The 20,007-nt window shown below is 62.1% G+C and carries 17 protein-coding genes; 10 read left to right on the top strand and 7 right to left on the bottom strand.

Annotation, left to right across the window (positions count from 1 at the left end; genetic code table 11):
• Positions 1-26: 26 nt before the first annotated feature.
• From BM017_RS03565 to BM017_RS03580, 4 genes are all read right to left on the bottom strand, one after another.
• Complete coding sequence (locus BM017_RS03565; RefSeq protein WP_170856029.1) at positions 27-3,074, bottom strand: autotransporter domain-containing protein; 3,048 nt, start codon at positions 3,072-3,074, stop codon at positions 27-29.
• A 279-nt stretch (positions 3,075-3,353) separates the two neighbouring features.
• Positions 3,354-4,409, bottom strand: coding sequence for an alkene reductase (locus BM017_RS03570; protein WP_092241297.1), 1,056 nt, complete (start codon positions 4,407-4,409; stop codon positions 3,354-3,356).
• Between the two features lie 16 nt (positions 4,410-4,425).
• Positions 4,426-5,607: an MFS transporter gene (locus BM017_RS03575; protein WP_092241299.1), complete on the bottom strand. Its 1,182-nt coding sequence runs from the start codon at positions 5,605-5,607 to the stop codon at positions 4,426-4,428.
• Positions 5,608-5,620: 13 nt separating this feature from the next.
• Positions 5,621-5,947 carry an ArsR/SmtB family transcription factor gene (locus tag BM017_RS03580; protein WP_092241301.1) on the bottom strand — a complete coding sequence of 109 codons (327 nt, stop codon included), beginning with the start codon at positions 5,945-5,947 and terminating at the stop codon, positions 5,621-5,623.
• A gap of 154 nt (positions 5,948-6,101) precedes the next feature.
• Between BM017_RS03580 and BM017_RS03585 the strand changes: the two genes are divergently transcribed.
• Positions 6,102-6,680, top strand: coding sequence for an acyl carrier protein phosphodiesterase (locus BM017_RS03585; RefSeq protein ID WP_071488881.1), 579 nt, complete (start codon positions 6,102-6,104; stop codon positions 6,678-6,680).
• Positions 6,681-6,798: 118 nt separating this feature from the next.
• Here the strand turns inward: BM017_RS03585 and BM017_RS03590 are convergent, their stop codons facing one another.
• Positions 6,799-7,590 (bottom strand): lysophospholipid acyltransferase family protein, encoded by a 792-nt coding sequence (locus BM017_RS03590; RefSeq protein WP_071488882.1) that lies wholly within the window; start codon positions 7,588-7,590, stop codon positions 6,799-6,801.
• Positions 7,590-8,345, bottom strand: coding sequence for an L-ornithine N(alpha)-acyltransferase (olsB, locus tag BM017_RS03595; RefSeq protein ID WP_003172415.1), 756 nt, complete (start codon positions 8,343-8,345; stop codon positions 7,590-7,592). Before olsB ends, BM017_RS03590 begins: the two co-directional genes overlap by 1 nt.
• Before the next feature lie 250 nt (positions 8,346-8,595).
• Between olsB and BM017_RS03600 the strand changes: the two genes are divergently transcribed.
• From BM017_RS03600 to BM017_RS03640, 9 genes are all read left to right on the top strand, one after another.
• Positions 8,596-9,393 (top strand): hypothetical protein, encoded by a 798-nt coding sequence (locus tag BM017_RS03600; RefSeq protein ID WP_139216843.1) that lies wholly within the window; start codon positions 8,596-8,598, stop codon positions 9,391-9,393.
• Between the two features lie 39 nt (positions 9,394-9,432).
• Positions 9,433-10,506 carry a serine hydrolase domain-containing protein gene (locus BM017_RS03605; RefSeq protein ID WP_092241305.1) on the top strand — a complete coding sequence of 358 codons (1,074 nt, stop codon included), beginning with the start codon at positions 9,433-9,435 and terminating at the stop codon, positions 10,504-10,506.
• The gene (locus BM017_RS03610; RefSeq protein ID WP_092241307.1) at positions 10,503-10,817 is read left to right on the top strand and encodes an amidase; all 315 of its coding nucleotides are present in this window, start codon (positions 10,503-10,505) and stop codon (positions 10,815-10,817) included. Before BM017_RS03605 ends, BM017_RS03610 begins: the two co-directional genes overlap by 4 nt.
• 108 nt (positions 10,818-10,925) lie before the next feature.
• Positions 10,926-12,101, top strand: a complete 1,176-nt coding sequence (locus BM017_RS03615) for a M20 aminoacylase family protein (RefSeq protein ID WP_092241308.1) — start codon at positions 10,926-10,928, stop codon at positions 12,099-12,101.
• Between the two features lie 59 nt (positions 12,102-12,160).
• Positions 12,161-13,471: a citrate-proton symporter gene (locus BM017_RS03620; RefSeq protein ID WP_092241310.1), complete on the top strand. Its 1,311-nt coding sequence runs from the start codon at positions 12,161-12,163 to the stop codon at positions 13,469-13,471.
• The gene (locus tag BM017_RS03625) at positions 13,468-14,910 is read left to right on the top strand and encodes an amidase (RefSeq protein ID WP_092241312.1); all 1,443 of its coding nucleotides are present in this window, start codon (positions 13,468-13,470) and stop codon (positions 14,908-14,910) included. The genes BM017_RS03620 and BM017_RS03625 overlap by 4 nt, the downstream gene beginning before the upstream one ends.
• Positions 14,911-14,974: 64 nt before the next feature.
• Entirely contained in the window at positions 14,975-15,733 is a 759-nt protein-coding gene (locus BM017_RS03630; protein WP_092241314.1) for an IclR family transcriptional regulator, read from the top strand.
• A 52-nt stretch (positions 15,734-15,785) separates the two neighbouring features.
• Positions 15,786-16,376, top strand: coding sequence for a YceI family protein (locus BM017_RS03635; protein WP_092241316.1), 591 nt, complete (start codon positions 15,786-15,788; stop codon positions 16,374-16,376).
• Position 16,377: 1 nt separating this feature from the next.
• On the top strand, positions 16,378-17,535 hold the full coding sequence (locus BM017_RS03640; protein ID WP_071488890.1) for a phospholipase D-like domain-containing protein: 1,158 nt from the start codon (positions 16,378-16,380) through the stop codon (positions 17,533-17,535).
• 113 nt (positions 17,536-17,648) lie between these two features.
• Here BM017_RS03640 and bglX read toward each other — a convergent pair whose 3' ends face one another.
• Positions 17,649-19,940: a beta-glucosidase BglX gene (gene bglX / locus BM017_RS03645; RefSeq protein WP_071488891.1), complete on the bottom strand. Its 2,292-nt coding sequence runs from the start codon at positions 19,938-19,940 to the stop codon at positions 17,649-17,651.
• Between the last annotated feature and the right edge of the window lie 67 nt (positions 19,941-20,007).

The raw sequence follows: 20,007 nt of genomic DNA on the forward strand, positions 1-20,007 counted from the left end.
GAGACTCTAGAGCGCAGTCGTGCTGCTTAAAAATTGAATGAGTACCGCGCAGTGATGTTTTGATCGCGCAAGCGTTCGCCCCGTTCCTGGCTCAAACGCAGCTCCAGCGAGCTGTCGCGGGTCAGGCTGGCGGTGGCGCCCAGTTCGAGGTGGGTGGTACGGCGATTGAGCGGCGCACCGCCCACTTGCAGATTTGCCCCGCCGGCCCAGGCTGCCTCGGTGGTGGGTTGCAGGTCGCCGCTGGCCAGGGTGTAGGCTGCGCCACCGTGCAGGCTCAGCCATGACGGGCCGATTTGCGTTTTGTCCAAGTCAATGTTGAACCGCATGCCACCGGTGGTCAGGTTGACGGTTTCTTTTGAGCCTTTGCCTTTGAGTGCGCTGACGCCACCGCGCTCACTGAAACCGTCACTGCGCTGGCGCACCTGAGCCAGTTGCACATACGGCTGCCAGTCCCAGGCACCTTGGTCGAAACGATAGTTGGCTTCTGTGAACAGTTGCAGGGTGCGGGCACTGTAGTCGGCCGAAAGGCGTTCGTTGATGCCGGGGAAGTTGACCCGCCGTCTGGTCTGAATCGCATGCTGGCCGTAGGCCGTGCCGGCATACAGCCCGAACGCGTCCCAGGCATGGCCCACGTGCAGGCCGATCTGGTAGCTGTCAATACTTGCCTTGCCTCGAGAGCCCGCTTTCACGTCTGTATTGTCACTGCCGAGCACCACGCCCATCCTCGTGCCTTGTTCCAAGGCGTGATCCACACCCACCAGCAGGCCGGTCGTGGTGTGCGCTGTTCGGGCTGTGTTGCCGTCGCCGCCGGCTGCGCCTGATTGACGAGGCAGTTGTACCCACGCGCCCGACCGTTGCGCCTGCGGCTCGCGACTGCGCATACCGGGCGTGCTGCGGGCCCGATCCAAGGCCGCGTCGCGCACGATACGGCTGTTGTCGATCAACACCGCCTGGCTGCTGGCATGCAATTCGCCGCTGAGTTGATCCAGGGCGTGCGGCGCTTGCTCAGCAAACAGCGCAGTGAGGCGCTGAGGCAAGGGCCCGGATATCGCCTCACGGTCAGCGGCATCCGCCACGGCACGCTGGTTTGCCGTGTTGGCGGCCGACGCCAGTGAGCGGCCACGCCCGACATCGACCCACAGGTTGTTGGCGTCCAGTAGTTGGTTGAAGCTGAGGAAGGGTGAAAGTGTGCTGTGATCAATTGACGTAAACCCACCGTTCACACCGTTGTCGGCATACAGGATGGTATAGCGCTGGCCCAAGGGCAGGGCGCCGTCCTGGCGCACCATGCGCAGCGTGCCGCCGTCGACTCGGGCTTGGCCGGTCACGCTTAGCGCCGGTTGCTCTGGGTTCGCGTGGGACAAGGCAACCAGCGTCGAGCCGGTGACTTGTTGATAATCACCATTGATGTTCAAGGCCTGGCGATCACTACCTGGCATGATCGTGCCTTCAACCCGAGTGCTGGCCAGCGTGCCGGCACCCATTAGCGTGCCTTTTGCGCCGACCAGCGTATTGGCACCGGTTTGGCTGCCGTTGATCTGGGCAAGACCCGCGCTGACGTTAAGGTCAGTGTTGTGCAGAGTGCCGTTGAGGATGAGCGCGCCGCCTTCTACCTTGACGTCACTGCTCAAGCGATTGACGCCGTCCAGCTCCAGAATACCCTGCGTGAGCGTAGCCCCGGCAAAGCTGTTTTCACCGCTCAGACGCAACCAGCCCACACCGGACTTGCCAAGACGGCCAGGGCCGCCGATGTCGTTACGCCAATCGTCCCAGGCGCTGCCTTGCCAGACTTTTGTACCACCAGCGTAACGGTCCATATTCACGTCGGTGTCGACCCGCAACTGGCCGGGGCCATCGATGGCTTTTTTCAGGTTCATCAAGCCCCAGCCGTACACGTCGTCGACACCGGGCGCGCCCAGGTCGGTGGCGGTGGTGAGCAACACGTCACGGATTTGTGGGTTGTCTAGGTAGGGGAAACGCTCTATCAGCAGGGCGAGGCCGCCGCTGACCTGCGGGGCGGCGAACGAGGTACCGGTACCCTCTGCGTAATCAAAGTCTGGGCGATCTCCTGTGACTTTCAGTTCGTTTGGTTTGCCATCTGCTCCGTAGCTCAATGTTGTCTGTATGTCACCGCTGACTGTCGTGGAGGTGATGTCTGTGCCGGGGGCAGCCAGGCACCACTCTTTGCTGAATCCACAACGATTGGAGCTGAGATCCAGAGTGAGGTCCTGACGCAGATTGACCACACTCAGCCAGTACCGCTCCAATTCCGGCAGTATCCTCGGCAGGCTGGCCTCGGTGCTGGCAAGCGGCGCGTTCTCAGGTGATACGTTCGCAATATTGGTATTGCCCGCTGCCCAGATTTGCAGGATTCCAAAGTCCCTGGAACCCTGGCCGAGATCGTTACCAGCGTTGTATACCTGAGCCAGCTCTTCATCAAGTTCAGCTTCAGTCAGCGGCGAACCTGAGCTCCAGCTGTGGTTGACAACCCTTGCATTCTGTTCGCGTAGTTGCGCATAGGCAGCGTGTATCTGGGCGGATTGCACCTCACGTCCGCCCAGGAACTCTCCCCCGACATAGAATAGATTCATGGTTAGCCGTATTGCGCTCAAATCACTTGCGTAGGCCACACCGTGCGTGCCGTTGCCGTCTCGATTGGCAACCATCGTTCCAGCCACATGAGTGCCGTGGTCTTCGTATCTGACAGCACTGTCCAAGTACAGGACTTGAGCGCGATCGCCTTCGGTAAAATAGCAACCATCACCAATGCGAGAGGCCGTCTCGCTGGTACAGCCTCGCTCGGCAAGGCGTAAGCCGTAATGCTCTTTCCCCGAAAACTCGCCATGGCGCAAGTCGGTTCCGGTGTCAAAAACACCCAAGCGCACGCCGCTGCCACTTAACCCACGGGCGTAAGCATAGTCCGCCCCAATCGCGCCGAGTCCCCAGTTCAGCTTGAACTCATCGCTGCGCCAACTGGCGGCGTCATTCAGGCGGCCCTGTTCGGCATAAGCCTGAGCTTGAATCGGCATCAACGACACAATTGCCAGCATGGCCAGGATGTTGGCTACGCTCAAGGCTGGTGACGGCTTTTTTGTCTTTTGTGAAGCAGGAGGGCGACTTTTTATATTCAGCATCCGCAGCGAACCTTCATTTAATTACGAGGCGGATGCCAGTCTGAATAATGAAGTGCGCGCTGCGTGTAAGTCAGATCCGCGTGTGCGGGGATATGTTCGATATTACCTGTCTGAAGAAGGCGCAAGGCCGTTGGAGAGTTGTGTATACGAGGCTGCACGCAGGGTGGAGTAAGAGTGCCACGGCATTGAAGCCGTGACTCTCTCAAACAGCGGATTACATCAGAGCGCCAGCGTCGGGTAGTCGATGTAGCCGACCGGGCCTTTGGCATAGAAGGTTTCCGGATGCGCTTCGTTCAGCGGTGCATCGGCTTTCAAGCGCGCCGGCAGGTCCGGGTTGGCAATGAATGGCACACCGAAGGCCACCGCATCCGCCTTGCCCGAGGCCAGCCAGGCATTGGCGCTGTCCTTGGTGAAGCGCTCGTTGGCGATGTAGGTGCCGCCAAAGGCTTTCTTCAGTTGTGGGCCAAGGCTGTCCGCACCTTCTTTCTCACGGGAGCAGATAAACGCGATGCCACGCTTGCCCAGTTCGCTGGCAACGTAGGTAAAGGTTTCCGCCAGGTTGTCATCGCCCATGTCATGGGAGTCGGCGCGTGGTGCCAGGTGCACACCCACGCGGCCAGCGCCCCAGACTTCGATGGCGGCGTCGGTCACTTCCAGCAGCAGGCGTGCACGGTTTTCCAGGCAGCCGCCGTACTGATCGGTGCGTTTGTTGGTGCTGCTTTGCAGGAACTGGTCGAGCAGGTAGCCGTTGGCGCCGTGGATTTCCACGCCGTCGAAGCCGGCGGCCTTGGCGTTCTCGGCGCCGGTGCGGTAGGCGTCGACGATATCGGCGATCTCCGCTGTTTCCAGGGCGCGTGGGGTCGGGTAGTCCGCCAGTGGACGCACGAGGCTGACGTGGCCCTTAGGCTGGATCGCGCTCGGGGCTACCGGGCTTTCGCCGTTCAGGTACGACTCATGGGAAATACGGCCCACGTGCCACAGTTGCAGGAAGATCTTGCCGCCCGCGCCGTGCACGGCCTTGGTCACGTTGGCCCAGCCGCGCACCTGGTCGTTGGACCAGATGCCTGGGGTGTCCGGGTAGCCCACGCCCATCGGCGTCACGGAAGTGGCTTCGCTGAGGATCAGCCCGGCGGAAGCACGTTGCACGTAGTACTCGGCCATCAGAGCGTTGGGCACGCGACCTTCATCGGCACGGCAGCGGGTCAGCGGCGCCATGATGATGCGGTTCGACAGTTCCAGGTCGCCCAGTTTGATCGGATCGAAAATAGTCGTCATGGGATAACACCTTTCTCTAATAAGTGGTTGATCGGTGGGTAGCGAGGGCCAGGTCGGCATCGCCGCCCTGACGGAAAGTAATCAGCGTCACCAGCAGCGCGAGAATCGACAGGGCCGCTGCGGCCAAGGGCACGCTGGTCAGGCCGAAACCGTGGGCGATCACACTGCCGCCTACCCAGGCACCCAGGGCGTTGCCGATGTTGAACGCGCCGATGTTCAGGGTGGACACCAGGTTCGGTGCGGCCTTGCCGAAGGTCACCACGTTGATCTGCAACGCAGGCACGGCGGCAAACGAGGCGGTGGCCCACAGGAACAGGGTGATTTCGGTGGGGATCACGGCGACGCTGGTCCAGGTCAGTGCCGTGGAGACCACCGCCATGCTGATGAACACGCCGATCAGAGTGGCCGCCAGGCGCTTGTCCGCCAGCTTGCCGCCGATGATGTTACCCACGGTGAGGCCCAGGCCGATCAGCAGCAGGGTCCAGGTCACGCCCTTGGGCGACACGCCGGTGACATCGCCGAGCAGCGGCGCGACGTAGGTGAATAGGGTGAACATGGACGCGGCAAACAGCGCGGTCATGCTCAGCGACAGCCAGATGCCGGCGCCCTTGAGGGCGGCGAGTTCGGCGCGCATGTCGAGTTTTTCTTCGTCACGCCTGGCCGGCAGGAAGCGGATCAGGCCGATCAACGCCACCACACCAATCACCGTCACTGCCCAGAAGGTCGAGCGCCAGCCGGCTGCCTGGCCCAGCGCGGTGCCCAGCGGCACGCCGAGCACATTGGCCAGGGTCAGGCCGGTGAACATCAGGGCCACGGCCGAAGCACGCTTGTTGGCCGGCACCAGGTTGGCCGCCACCACTGAACCGATCCCGAAGAACGCACCGTGGCACAGCGCGGTGACCACACGGGCAAACATCAGCACGTTGTAGTCACTGGCCAGGGCACAGAGCAAGTTGCCGATAATGAAGATGCCCATCAACGCTACCAGCGCCGCCTTGCGTGGCAATTTGGCGGTGGCCAATGCCATGAAGGGCGCGCCGATGGCCACGCCCAGGGCGTAACCGGTCACCAGCCAGCCGGCGCCGGGAATCGACACACCCAGGTCCGTCGCCACATCGGGCAACAAGCCCATGATGACGAACTCGGTGGTGCCGATGGCGAAGGCGCTGAGGGCCAGTATGAGGAGCGAGAGGGGCATTGGCGTTTCCTTGTTACAACGCGGCGCTGTCGTGCGCGTTGAGTTCGGTGGTGAGCGCCGCGAGGAAGGCCTGGATGGTGTCCTCGTTGCGTTTGAAAAAGTGCCACTGGCCGGCCTTCTGGCTGCTGATCAACCCGGCGCGTTGCAGGGTGGCCAGGTGGGCCGATACCGTCGACTGGGACAAGCCGCAGCGCTGGTCGATCTGCCCGGCGCAGATGCCGTATTCGTGGTTGTGCAGTTGCTCGGGGAATTGCACTTTCGGGTCTTTCAGCCAGGTGAGGATGTCTCGTCGTACTGGGTGTGCCAGGGCTTTTATTATTTCGTCGAGGTCGATGGACATGGCAGGTGCTCGGTTGCGTACAGCGTTATATCGCGATGAGGCGAACTTTAAATCGGTCTATCCCGATATACCAATATGATTTTGGTCTGAGCCTAGGCTCATTCGGTATATCGGGTTATAACGATACGTTGACGGCAGTGGTAGACTGCGCGCCATGAATTATCTCGCACATCTGCACCTGGGCGGCCAACTTCCTGCGCAACTGCTGGGCAGCCTCTATGGCGACTTTGTCAAAGGCCGCCTGCAGGGCCAGTTCAGCCCCCAAATCGAATCGGCGATCCAGCTGCATCGTTCCATCGACCGCTTCACCGACAGCCACCCTCTGGTGGGGGAGGCGTTGTCACGCTTCAGCCTGACCCGCAGGCGTTATGCCGGGATCGTCCTCGATGTGTTTTTCGACCACTGCCTGGCGCGGGATTGGGCGCTATATGCCGACCAGCCACTGGAACACTTCACCTCGCAGGTGTACCGCGTGCTTGCCGCCGAACCGCAATTGCCGGGGCGACTGGCGCAGATTGCGCCGTATATGGCGGCGGATGATTGGCTGGGTTCGTACCGAGAGTTTGCAGTGATGGAGCAGGTGTTGCGGGGGATTTCGCGGCGGCTGACACAACCCGAGGAACTGGGGCATGCCATGCACGAGTTACGAGAGTTGTACGAGCCGCTGAGTGAAGATTTCCGACGGTTCTACCCCGAGCTGCAAGCATTCGCACAGATCCAACTGACAAGGTAAAGCTGAATGTGGGAGGGGGCTTACCCCGATAGCAATGGTTCAGTCAAAGCATGCAGTGACTGACACACCCCAATCGGGGGCAAGCCCCCTCCCACATTTGAACGGTGTTCACTTGAGTTCAGGCAGCGAATGCTGGTCGAGCATCCACATGTTCCGCTTCCGGCACCGGCCCGAACAACGCCTTCTGCACTGCCTGCTGCGCTTGATACGCCAGCGCCGCACGTTCCTGCCCGGCACAGGCAATCGGCGTGAGCACATGGATTTCCACATCGCCCTGGTCATTGGCAAACAAGCGCATCAAGTGCGAGAGCAAATCATCGTCGCCAATAAAGGGTGCCAGCGGGTCCACTTGCCCATCACGCAGGTAACGGATCGCCACGGGTTGCAGCGACACATCCGCATCGATCGCACTGGCCAGCAGGCGCCCGTGGAACGTACGCAGGCTGCGCCCATCGGTGGTGGTGCCTTCCGGGAACATCAACAGCGGGTGCTGTTGCTCCAGGTGGCGGGTCATCTGCTTGCGGATCAACTGGCTGTCGCCCGAACCCCGGCGGATAAACAAGCTGCCAGCCTTGGCCGCCAACCAGCCCGCCACCGGCCAGGTGCGCACTTCGGCCTTGGACAGGAATGACATCGGCGCCACGGCGCCGAGCAGCGGAATATCGGTCCAGGACACGTGATTGCTCACCCATAGCATCGGCTGCGTTGGCAATTCGCCGTGCACCGTCACGCGAAAGGGCAGGGCGTTGGTCAGGCGCGCCATGAAAAACCGCGACCAACGCTGGCGCCGCACCATCGAATTGGCGATCCCCAAGCGCTCGAACACCCCAAACACACTGGCCATGCTCAGGCCCAGCGCCACCACCACCAGCACGCGGGCAATGCGCCCGTAAACCCGCAGGCGGCTCATCACATTGCAGCCTTGAAGTGGCGCGCGTAACGCGGGCACAGTTCATCGCGCTTGAGCAGGATGAACACGTCGGCCACCTGGAAATCTTCATCCCAGCACGGCTCGCCGCAGATCTTCGCACCCAGGCGCATGTAAGCCTTGAGCAACGGCGGCATCTCGGCGATCACGTTGGACGGCAAGTCCAGCGCCGGCAGCGGTTTTTTCGGTTCGGCGCGCAGGTGTTCGTTGCACAGGTAGCGTTCGCGCAGGCGCTGCATGATCGCGTGGGCCTGGATGCCGCCGTCGTGCATCGGGATGCTCGCGCAACCCATCAGGTAGCTGTAGCCGCCCTGGTTGAGCACTTCGGCCAATTCGCCCCACAACACCGCGATGGTGCCGCCGTTGCGGTAAGCGGGGTCGACGCAGGTGCGGCCGATCTCCAGGATCGGGCCTTGCAGGTGCAGCAGGCCATGCAGGCTGAATTCTTCTTCGCTGTAGAACCGGCCCAGGGTGCTGGCCGCCTGATGGTCCAGCAAACGGGTGGTGGCCACCAGTCGACCGCTGTTCAAGTCCCGCACACCGATGTGGCTGCAGTGAACATCATAGTCATCCATGTCCAGGCCCAGTTCCGCGCCTTTCAGCTTGGCGTTGAACTCGCCGCTGAACACGTTGAACCGCAGGGCCTGGGCTTCCTGCAACGCCTGCGCGCCAACCAGGCGTTCGGCTTGCAGACGGCGTTCATTGCCGGTGTCGCTGATGCGGGCGATCTGAGTCATGGCGAATCTCCGAGTGCCAGCCACCTTTCGGCCGGTCGACTTGTTTGTCCAAAGTCAGGCTATGTAGGCTCGGTGTCATCTCCATGAAGTTATGGTGACGCTTGGATGACAGCGCCTTGCAAGCCGCAGGGCAGAAGACCGCGGGAACCCAATGAGGGGTATTGGTCACCCAGTGGCCGGGTTTGAAGGCAGTTGGGCCTTCAAGCTGTCAGGAGCTTCAGACAGGCTCCGCTTTTCAGAGCGCTCACCTATGCCAAATCCCGTTGCTACGCAGTTTCCCCCGCGTCCTGACACGACACCATCGGCCTTCCCGCCGACTTCCTTTTCAGTCCCTGCGCCTCTGGAAGGGCATACCGGCACACGGGTTAAAGATGGTCGTACCTATGGCGAAAAGATGAGTCAAAAGCCCAATGTTTCGGGAGAGAAACTATTTGACTACAAACCTGCGGCGTCCACCGGTGGAGGGAAAGTCGGAAATATCTGGGGCGATTTCAGTCAGTGGAACAAAGCAAATTGCTCGACTGTTGCGGCGATCAAGGCGGTGATGATGCAATTTGGCAAGCGTCCTACGGACGTATTCAAATCGGTGCGTGAAACGGCCGATGGCTACCATGTCACGCTGAGAAACGGGGAATCGACGTTCTTGACGAAGGACGAATTGAAACAGGCCGCAGCTGTTGCGCAGCTTAAAGGCGAAGATCCGATGACGGTGTTGTATGCCAATTTCATGTTCGCGGTCAGCGCCAAACGGTATCAGGAGTCTGGCCCGGCGAGCTTTACCGAGGCGATGCACGTGCTGAATAGCGGCGGCCGCCTTGAATATGCATTCAGGCGGCTAGGTGTTTGGGACGAGGTGGAGGCTGTGCCGCCTGAGCAGTTGGCCCAGGGTCGGATGGGCGTCTTTGAATCAAACGGTCACGCCGCTTTGGTGTTTAAGGGGCGAGAGGAGCGTTGGGGCAAGCGGGGAGGGCCTTCACCAACAAAGGTTATTGACGTGGCGTATGCCTTCAAGAACAGAGCGGTGTCTTCAAACGGTCATTGGCATTGACTAGCCTCCCGGGTTTGATCGTTCCTTGAGTCTGCGTCCATGGTCAGAGGCCTGTTGTATGTTGCCCTGCTGTTTGTCACTGTTGCCACCCATGCCGAAACCTGGCCTGACAAGGACTGGCTCAAGGCCACGCCGCTCGAAGGCCCTGCTGTCGATGCCCTAAATGCCTACGCGTTCCCGCCGCGTGACGACACCACCCGCAAAGGCATCCGCACCGATGCGCTGTTGGTGATCCGCGATGGTGTGATCCTCTATGAGCGCTACGCCGCGCCCACCACCGCCAGCACCCCGCACCTGACCTGGTCGGTCAGCAAAAGCCTGATGGCCACGGTGCTCGGCGTGGCCTACGGCGAGAACCGCTTCAAACTCTCCGATCCCGCCGCGCGCTTTTACCCGCCGATGAAACAACACCCCAAGGTGACCATGGCCGACCTGCTGAACTGGGCCTCGGGCCTGGACTGGCAGGAAGACTACGAATACGCCCCGCTGAAATCGTCAGTGGTGGCGATGCTCTACACCCGTGGTCGCGGTGACATGGCCGACTTTGCCGCTGACACCGACGCGACGGCTGAGCCGGGCCAGGTGTTCCGTTATTCGAGCGGCGACACCAATATCCTGTCCGCCACCCTCAAGGGCATGCTCGGCCACAAGGCCTATATGAGTTACCCGTGGGATGCGCTGTTCAAGCCGCTGGGTATTCGCAACGCCACCTGGGAAACCGACGCCGACGAAACCTTCGTCGCCTCGTCCTACGCCTACCTCACCGCCCGCGACCTGGCACGGGTCGGCCTGCTGATGGCGCGGGACGGGCGTTGGGGCGATCAACAACTGCTGCCCAAAGACTGGGTCGCCTTCAATCGCCAGCCCTTCGACAAATACAAGGTCGGCCAGGATGAAGCCGTCCCGGGTGGGCATTGGTGGCTCAATACCGGCGCGTCGAGACCCTGGCCTGACGCCCCCGCCAACACCTTCGCCGCCCTCGGCCACTGGGGCCAGGCGTTATACGTGATGCCCGATGAACACCTGGTGATCGTGCGCTACGGCGATGACCGCGACGGCAGCTATCGCCATAACGAACTGCTCAAGCGCGTGCTGGCGGCGGTGCAACCATGATTCGTCGTCGGCCGTTTACCAGCCTGTTGCTGTTGCTGTTGCTCGCCTTGCTGGGGTGGGGCTGGCACGAACGCGTCAACCTGCAAGCCTTCCCCGACATCATCGCGGCGTATACGGCCAAGGAATACTGTTCGTGCCGGTATGTGCAGAACAATCCGGCGGCGTATTGCCGCGGGTATGTGAAGCAGTACGTGCCGACCAGTGCGTTCAGTGATAACCCGGAGCGCAGTGAGGTAGCGGCGAGCGGGTTGGGGCGCACGCACACGGCGAGGTGGCTGGGCGACCGCCAGGGGTGTCGCCTGGAGCCCTGAGGTTCCACAGGGTGGAACCACCTTTGATTGTCCTCCTGCGCACTTCGCGGTTATCTGGCGATGTGCAGCAAACAAGAACGGGAACACCCGCCTGTGAGGAGAATCACCATGCGCCCACACCAGCACATCCTGGATTGGCTCAGCGACGTTGCCGGCGACTTGCGCGCCGTGCGCCACGACATTCACGCCCATCCTGAACTCGGTTTCGAAGAGAACCGCACCTCGGCCCTCGTGGCGCAGTGCCTGAGGGAATGGGGCTATGAGGTGCACACCGGCATCGGCAAGACCGGCGTGGTGGGCGTGCTGCGCAATGGCAGCAGCTCGCGCACCCTGGGCATCCGCGCTGACATGGATGCGTTGCCCATCATCGAAACTACCGGCGCGGCCTACACCAGCCAGCACGCAGGTTGCATGCATGCCTGCGGGCATGACGGCCACACCACCATGCTGCTTGGCGCCGCGCGTTACCTGGCGGCGACGCGGCAATTCGACGGCACGTTGAACCTGATTTTCCAGCCTGCCGAAGAGGGCCAGGGTGGTGCCGAAGCCATGTTGGCCGATGGTTTGCTGGAGCGCTTCCCCTGCGATGGATTGTTTGGCATGCACAACATGCCGGGGCTGCCGGCGGGGCATCTGGGGTTGCGCGTCGGGCCGATGATGGCGTCGCAGGACTTGCTCACGGTGACCCTCGAAGGCGTTGGCGGCCATGGCTCCATGCCACATCTGACGGTGGACCCGTTGGTAGCGGCGGCGAGTCTGGTCATGGCGTTGCAGACGGTGGTGGCGCGCAATATCGACACTCAGGAAGCGGCCGTGGTCACGGTGGGCGCGCTGCAAGCGGGCCAGGCAGCCAATGTGATTCCCCAAGAGGCGCTGTTGCGTCTGAGCCTGCGCGCGCTCAACCCCAAGGTGCGCGAACAGATGCTGGAGCGCGTGCTCGCCATCATCCACACCCAGGCTGCCAGCTTTGGCTGCACGGCGCAGATCGAACACCGCCCGGCCTATCCGGTGCTGGTCAATCACGCCGAAGAAACCGAGTTCGCTCGCCAGGTTGGCGTCGCCTTGCTAGGCGCCGATGCGGTGGACGGCAACACCCGCACGCTGATGGGCAGCGAAGACTTCGCCTGGATGCTGCAACGCTGCCCCGGCAGCTATCTGTTCATCGGCAATGGCGTGTCGCGGCCGATGGTGCATAACCCCGCCTATGACTTCAACGACGATATCCTGCTGACGGGTGCCGCCTATTGGGGCGCGCTGGCCGAGAGCTGGCTCAAGCCTGTCTGACGATCTTCTTTTTCTGCCGCTGGACCCTTTCCCTCGATCGGTTGAATGGAGTGTTCCTCATGCAGACTGCAAAACCAGGTGTGTCCCGCACCCGCCAAGTGGTGGCGGCCGTAATCGGCAATGCGCTGGAATGGTATGACTTCATTGTCTACGGCTTTCTGGCGAGCATCATTGCCCGGCAGTTTTTTCCTTCGGATGACGAGTACGCGTCGCTGTTGATGGCCTTGGCCACTTTTGGCGTGGGCTTTTTCATGCGCCCGGTGGGGGGCATCCTGCTGGGGATCTATTCCGACCGCAAAGGCCGCAAGGCCGCGATGCAGTTGATTATCCGGCTGATGACCGTGTCCATCGCATTGATCGCGTTCGCGCCCAATTACGCCGCCATCGGCATGGGCGCGCCGTTGTTGATCGTGGTGGCACGCATGCTTCAAGGGTTTGCCACCGGCGGTGAATACGCGAGCGCAACGGCGTTTCTGGTGGAAAGCGCTCCGGCCCATCGCAAGGGCTTATATGGCTCCTGGCAATTGGTGGGGCAATGCCTGGCCGTGTTCGGCGGCGCAGCGATGGTGGCGGCGGTCACGCATTTCTTTTCGCCGCAAACCCTCGACCTGTGGGGGTGGCGCTTGCCGTTCGTGTTCGGTTTGCTGATTGGCCCGGTGGGCCTGTGGATTCGTCGGCACATGGAAGATCCAGAGGAGTTCATCGAGGCACGCAAACAGGCGAGCGGCCCGGCGCCGAGCCTGGTGCAGGTGGTGCGCGAGCACAGACGCAGCATCCTCGTCTCCATGGGCCTGGCCTGTGGTGCGACGGTGTCGTTCTATGTGGTGCTGGTGAACATGCCGACCTTCGCCCACAAAAGCCTTGGTCTGCCACTGGACCAAGTATTGATGGTGCAGATGTTTGCGGTGGCGCTGATGACCGTGGTGATTCCACTGTCCGGGCTGCTCTCGGATCGCCTGGGGCGGCGGCCGGTGTTGATGGCATTCACCCTCGCATTCTTCGTCATGGTTTATCCGCTGTACGTGTGGGTCGCCGCCGCACCGTCCATCGAGCGGCTGCTGGCGATGCAGGTGCTGCTGTGCACCGCCATCGGTGGTTTTTTCGGGCCGGCACCGACGGCATTGGCCGAGCAGTTTCCCATCGAAGTTCGCTCGACCGGTGTATCGGTCGCCTATAACGTGGCGGTCATGGTGTTCGGCGGTTTCGCACCGTTGATCGTCACGTGGCTGACCAAAGTGCTGGGCACGCCCGTCGCGCCATCCTTCTATGTCTTGTTCGCTTGCGTGCTGACGCTGCTGGGCACTTACTGCATGCATGAGGCACCGCGGGCCAAGCGACCACTGCCGTTTTCCAAAGAGGTGAAGCCTTGAGTATTGTTGATTGGGATGCCACCGAACTGTCGCGGGCAATCCACGCGCGACAAGTGTCGTGCGTAGAGGTGGTGCAGGCCTATCTGGCGCAGATTCAGCGCTTCAATCCGAGGGTGAATGCGCTGGTGTCGCTGCGCGATGCCGATGACGTGTTGGCCGAGGCGCGGGAACGTGATCGCGAGTTGGACCAGGGCCAGTCACGTGGCTGGATGCACGGCATGCCCCTGGCGATCAAGGATCTGGCGGCTACCAAAGGCTTGCGTACGACGCTGGGTTCGCCCTTGTTCGCCGAGCACGTGCCCACTGAAGACGCCATCAGCGTGGCTCGGGTGCGTGCCAGTGGCGCGATCATCATCGGCAAGAGCAACGTGCCGGAGTTCGGCCTGGGTTCGCAGACCTACAACACGCTGTTCGGCACCACTGTCAATGCCTACGACCCCAGCCTGGTAGCCGGCGGTAGCAGCGGCGGGGCGGCCGTGGCCGTGGCGCTGCGCATGCTGCCGGTGGCCGATGGCAGCGACATGATGGGCTCGCTGCGCAACCCGGCGGCGTTCAACAATGTGTTTGGCTTGCGTCCGTCACAAGGCCGCGTACCTCACGGGCCTATGCCTGAAGTGTTCGTGCAACAGTTGGGCACCGAAGGCCCGATGGGCCGCAGCGTGACGGATGTAGCGCGGTTGCTGGGTATCCAGGCGGGTTATGACCCTCGGGTGCCATTGTCGTCCAAGGACGATCCGACGGTGTTCAGCCAGCCCTTGCAGCGTGATTTCAAGGGCGCACGCCTGGGTTGGCTGGGGGATTACAACGGCTACCTGCCGATGGACGACGGTGTGCTGAGCCTGTGCGAATCAGCCCTCGATGATTTCATCGCGTTGGGGTGCACGGTGGAAAGCTGTCAGCCGGACTTTTCCATGGCGCGGCTGTGGCGCAGCTGGTTGGTGCATCGCCACTGGCTGGTGCACGGCAACCTCGGCGCGGCCTACGCCAACCCTCAGAAACGTGCGCGGCTCAAGCCCGAAGCGCAATGGGAAGTCGAGGGCGGCCTGAATCTGACGGCCCAGCAGGTGTACCAGGCGTCGGTGGACCGCAGCGCGTGGTATCGCGCCCTCGCCAAACTGTTCGAGCACTACGATTTCCTGCTGTTACCGACTGCCCAAGTGTTCCCTTTCGAGGCACAACAACCCTGGCCGCGCCACGTTGGCGGGCGTGAGATGGACACCTATCACCGCTGGATGGAAGTGGTAATCGGCCCGACCCTGGCGGGGCTGCCGAGCATGAGCATCCCGGTGGGCTTCAACCCCCAGGGCCTGCCCATGGGCATGCAGATCATCGGCCCGGCCCAGGCGGATCGGGCGGTGTTGCAATTGGCCTATGCTCATGAACAGCTGACGCAATGGGTGCAGCGTCGACCGCCGACGTGCCTTGAATCGACGGGTTGAGCCACGACCGGGCCTGTATCTTGCTGTGAACAATGATCATCCATCGGCAACAGGGAGATCGAACATGGAGACAGGCACCGTACGCTCGGTCGAGCGCGCACTGGCAATCGTCGAGTTGCTGGGCGAGCACCAGGCCCTGGGGCTGGAGGAGTTGCATTACCTCACACGTCTGCCCAAGGCCACAGTGTCGCGCATGTTGCTGACGTTGCAGGAGCAGGGTTGGGTCTATCGCGGCTTGAGCGATCGTCGTTACCGCCTGCGTGCCCAACGTTTGTTCGGCGACACCCAGCAACGCTTCAAGCGCCAGGTGGTGGAAAGCGCAGCGCCTTGGCTGCTGGAGCTCAGTGAGCGCACCGGGTTGGTGGTGGATTTGTCCTGTTTTGATGGCGAGCGCCTGGAGGTCATGGAAAGCGCGATTCCCAGTGTGTTGCGCAAGCTCTACCCGAACAATTGCCAGATCGTCGGCCAGCACGCCAGCCTGTTTCATTCAGCGATGGGCAAGGCCTGCCTGACCCAATTGCCGGCCGAAGAGGTTCAACGTTTGGCGGGCCGTGACCGGGTGGCGGCGGACGAGCAGTACCAGGCCTGCGAACAAACCCAGCATCAGGGCTTCGGCCAGCGCACCGAGGGGTATTGGGAGTATCCGGTGCGCCTGCCGTTTCTGATTCGTGCCGTGGCCTTGCCAGTGCGCGCCAATGGTCGCTTGGTTGGGAGCATGGCGCTGCATTGGCCGATGCATCAGGCGCCGGTTGAGCGGGTGTTGAACCTGCACATGGCCAGCCTGGAAGAGACGGTGCGCGAAGTGCAGCGCGCATTGGCGTAACCCTCGCGATCCGGTTAAGGTTCGTCCAGGTTTTTCGCCCCACGAGTCTTCAATGTTCAACGCTTCTGTGATCAAACCCCTGGCTTTCGCCCTGTTGGCCGCCGCTGCCGTGCCTGCCCATGCCGACTGGTACCTGGATAACGAGTCTTCGCGGCTGTCGTTCGTCACCACCAAGAACACCGAAATCGCCGAAGTGCATCGCTTCCTGGTGTTGCACGGCAAGGTCGACAGCAAGGGCGCGGCGCAGCTTGAGGTGGAGCTGGAGTCCGTCAACAGCGGCATCCCGCTGCGCGACGAGCGCATGCGCAATCAGCTGTTCGAGATCAAGACGTTCCCCGAGGCGCTGGTCAACGCGCAAATCAACCTGCAACCCATCAACGACCTGGCCCCCGGCGCGCAGCTTGAATTGCGCCTGCCGTTATCGGTGACGCTGCACGGCAAGACCCAGACCTACAGCGCCGAGCTGCTGGCCACGCGCCTGGATGACCGGCGTTTCCAGGTGGTCACCCTGGAGCCGCTGGTGGTGCATGCCGAGGACTTCGACCTGGCGCCGGGTGTGGCCGCACTGCGCAAGGCGGCGGGGCTCAAGTCGATCAGTCTGTCGGTGCCGGTGGGTGCGGTGCTGATCTTTACGGCGCGCTGACGTGAGTGGCGCGGTGTTCCCGTGGCGCAGCGCCAACCGTTTCGAGTTGTTGATCGACGGGCCGAGTTTTTTCCCGCAGATGCTGGTGGGTATCGCCCGCGCCGAGCGGCAAGTCGAGCTGGAGTTGTACCTGGTGGAAGCCGGCGCCTGCGCCGAAGCCATGGTGCAGGCGCTGGTGCTGGCCGCCGAACGCGGTGTGCAGGTGCGCTGCCTGTTCGATGATTACGGCAGCCTGGCGTTTACCCTCGGGCTGCGCAGGCGCTTGACCGATGCCGGTGTGGAACTGCGCTTCTACAATCGCCTGCGCTGGCGCCGCTGGATGCGCAACCTGTACCGCGACCATCGCAAACTGCTGTTGATCGACCAGGACATCGCCTTTGTCGGCGGCACCGGCGTGACCGATGAATTCTGGACGCCGGGCAACGACAGTGCCGACTGGCACGAAGTGATGGTGCAAATCAGCGGCCCCCTGGTGCTCGACTGGCAAGCCCTGTTCGACCGCCAATGGCACGCCAACAACGCGCGCCGCGCCTGGAAACCCGCCACCCATTTCGGCTTGCCACGCTTACCCAGGATGCCCGCCACCGGACCGGGTCTGGGTCGTGTGGCCTATGCCGATGCCCGCCAACACCGGGACATTTTGCAATCGTTGATCCGTGCCTTGAACAGCAGCAAGACACGTATCTGGTTGGCGACTCCGTACTTCCTGCCGACCTGGGGCGTGCGTCGTGCTCTGCGCCGGGCGGCGGGGCGGGGTGTGGAAGTGCGTTTGCTGCTCACCGGCCCGCGTACCGATCACCCGTCCGTGCGCTATGCCGGGCATCGTTATTACCCACGTTTACTGCGTTCGGGCGTGCAGATTTTTGAGTATCAGCCGTGTTTCCTGCACCTGAAGATGGTGCTGGTGGATGACTGGGTCAGTGTGGGCTCGTGCAACTTCGATCACTGGAACCTGCGCTTCAACCTGGATGCCAACCTGGAGGCGTTGGACCCTGAGTTGACGCGGGCGGTGGCGGGCAGTTTCGAGCGGGATTTTGCCCAGAGCCAGGCGGTGAGCCTGGAGGCGTGGAAGTCGCGGCCGTTGTGGCGGCGGGTGAAGCAGCGGGTGTGGGGGTGGATTGATCGGTTGGTGGTGAACCTGCTGGATAGACGTGGCTAGCCAGTTCACTGGGAGGCAAATGTGGGAGGGGGCTCGCCCCCGATTGCAGGGTGTCAGTCACTGAAAATATTGACTGAACCACCGCTATCGGGGGCAAGCCCCCTCCCACATGTTTACAGCAGTTCGAAGGTTTGCTGTTGTACGTCCTGGGAATCCAACCCGATCTGCACATTGAACTCGCCTGGCTCCGCCGCGTACTTGAGCTGGGTGTTGTAGAACTTCAAGTCTTCCTCGGTGATGGTGAAGTGCAAGGTGCGCTCTTCGCCCGCCTTGAGCATGACCTTCTGGAAGTTCTTCAGCTCCTTGATCGGGCGGATCATCGAACCGGCCACGTCCTGGATATACAGCTGCACCACGGTTTCGCCATCGACCTTGCCGGTGTTCTTCACCGTCACGCTGGCGTCGAGCTTGCCGGTCTTGTTCAGGGTGGTGGACGACAGCGCCATGTCCGACAGGCCGAATGTGGTGTAGCTCAAGCCATATCCAAACGGGAACAGCGGCCCGGTGGTGTCATCGAAGTACTGCGAAGTGTAGTTGCCCGGTTTGCCTGGGGTGAATGGTCGGCCGATGGTCAGGTGGTTGTAGTAGGTCGGGATCTGCCCCACCGAACGCGGGAAGGTGATCGGCAGCTTGCCCGACGGGTTGTAGTCGCCGAACAGCACGTCGGCGATGGCGTTGCCGCCTTCGGTGCCGGCGAACCAGGTTTCCAGGATGGCGTCGGCCTGTTGGTTCTCTTCCAGAATCGACAGCGGGCGACCGTTCATCAGCACCAATACCAGCGGCTTGCCGGTGGCTTTGAGGGCTTTGATCAGGTCGCGCTGGCTTTGCGGGATGTTCAGGTCGGTGCGGCTGGAGGATTCGTGGGACATGCCACGGGACTCGCCCACGGCGGCCACCACCACATCGGCATCCTTGGCAGCCTTGACCGCTTCGTCAATCATCACTTGGGCAGGTCGGGTGTCATCGACCACTTCCGGCGCATCGAAGTTGAGGAAGTTCAGGTAGTCGACCACCGCCTTGTCGTTGGTGATGTTGGCGCCACGGGCATAGATGATCTTGCCTTTTTCGCCGATCACCGCGTTCATGCCGTCGAGCAGGGTCACCGATTGCTCGGGTTTGCCGGCGGCGGCCCAGCTGCCCATCATGTCGATCGGCGCCTTGGCCAACGGACCGACCAGGGCGATGGTCGCGGATTTTTTCAGCGGCAGGGTGTTGTCCCGGTTTTTCAGCAACACCAGGCTACGGCGCGCGATATCGCGGGCCTCGCTGCGGTGCAGGCGGCTTTCGGCGTAGGTGTCGGCCGGGTCATCCTCGGCCTTGCCGATGCGCAGGTACGGGTCCTTGAACAGGCCCATGTCGTACTTGGCGCCGAGCACTTCGCGCACGGCGTTGTCGATGTCACTTTGTTCGATCTCGCCGGACTTGAGCAGGCCGGGCAGTTCCTTGCCGTACAGCGTGTCGTTCATGCTCATGTCGATGCCGGCCTTGATCGCCAGCTTGGCGGCTTCACGCCCATCCTTGGCCACGCCATGCTTGATCAACTCGAAGATCGCGCCATGGTCGCTCACGGCCAGGCCCTTGAAGCCCCAGTCCTTGCGCAGCAGGTCGTTCATCAGCCAGGTATTGGCGGTGGCGGGCACGCCGTTGATCGAGTTCAGCGCCACCATTACGCCGCCGGAACCGGCCTTGATCGCCGCGTGGTACGGCGGCAGGTAGTCCTGGTACATCTTGACCGGGCTCATGTCGACCACGTTGTAGTCGCGGCCGCCTTCCACTGCGCCATACAGGGCGAAGTGCTTGACGCTGGCCATGATGCTGTCGGCATTCGCGGGGCTGACGCCCTGGAAGGCCTTGACCATCACTTCGGCAATGCGCGAAACGAGATAGGTGTCTTCACCGAAGCCTTCGGAGGTACGCCCCCAGCGCGGGTCGCGGGAGATGTCGACCATCGGCGCGAAGGTGATGTCGAGGCTGTCGGCGGCGGCTTCCTGGGCGGCGATGCGCCCGGAGCGGCCGATGGCGTCCATGTCCCAGCTGGAGGCCAGGGCCAGGCTGATCGGGAAGATGGTGCGATGGCCGTGGATCACGTCGTAGGCGAAGAACATCGGGATCTTCAAGCGGCTGCGCATGGCCGCGTCCTGCATCGGACGGTTTTCCGGGCGGGTGATGGAGTTGAACGTGCCACCGATGCGACCGGCGGCGATTTCCTTGCGGATCAGCTCGCGGGGCATTTCGGGGCCGATGCTGATCAGGCGCAATTGGCCTATCTTCTCATCGAGGGTCATCTGCTTGAGCAGGTCGCTGACGAAGGCGTCCTTGTCCTTGAGCGCAGCAGGCTTTGTTTCTGCCCAGGCGGGGTGGGTGGCCAGCGTGGCAACAAGGCCGAGCAAACACAGCTTCTTCATGAATATCCTTTTTCGGCTCACTGCACAGCGAAAATGCGCTGTTCTGCCAAAATGTGGGGAACGTAAT

Source organism: Pseudomonas sp. NFPP04 (genome assembly GCF_900113815.1).
GTDB lineage: Bacteria > Pseudomonadota > Gammaproteobacteria > Pseudomonadales > Pseudomonadaceae > Aquipseudomonas > Aquipseudomonas extremorientalis.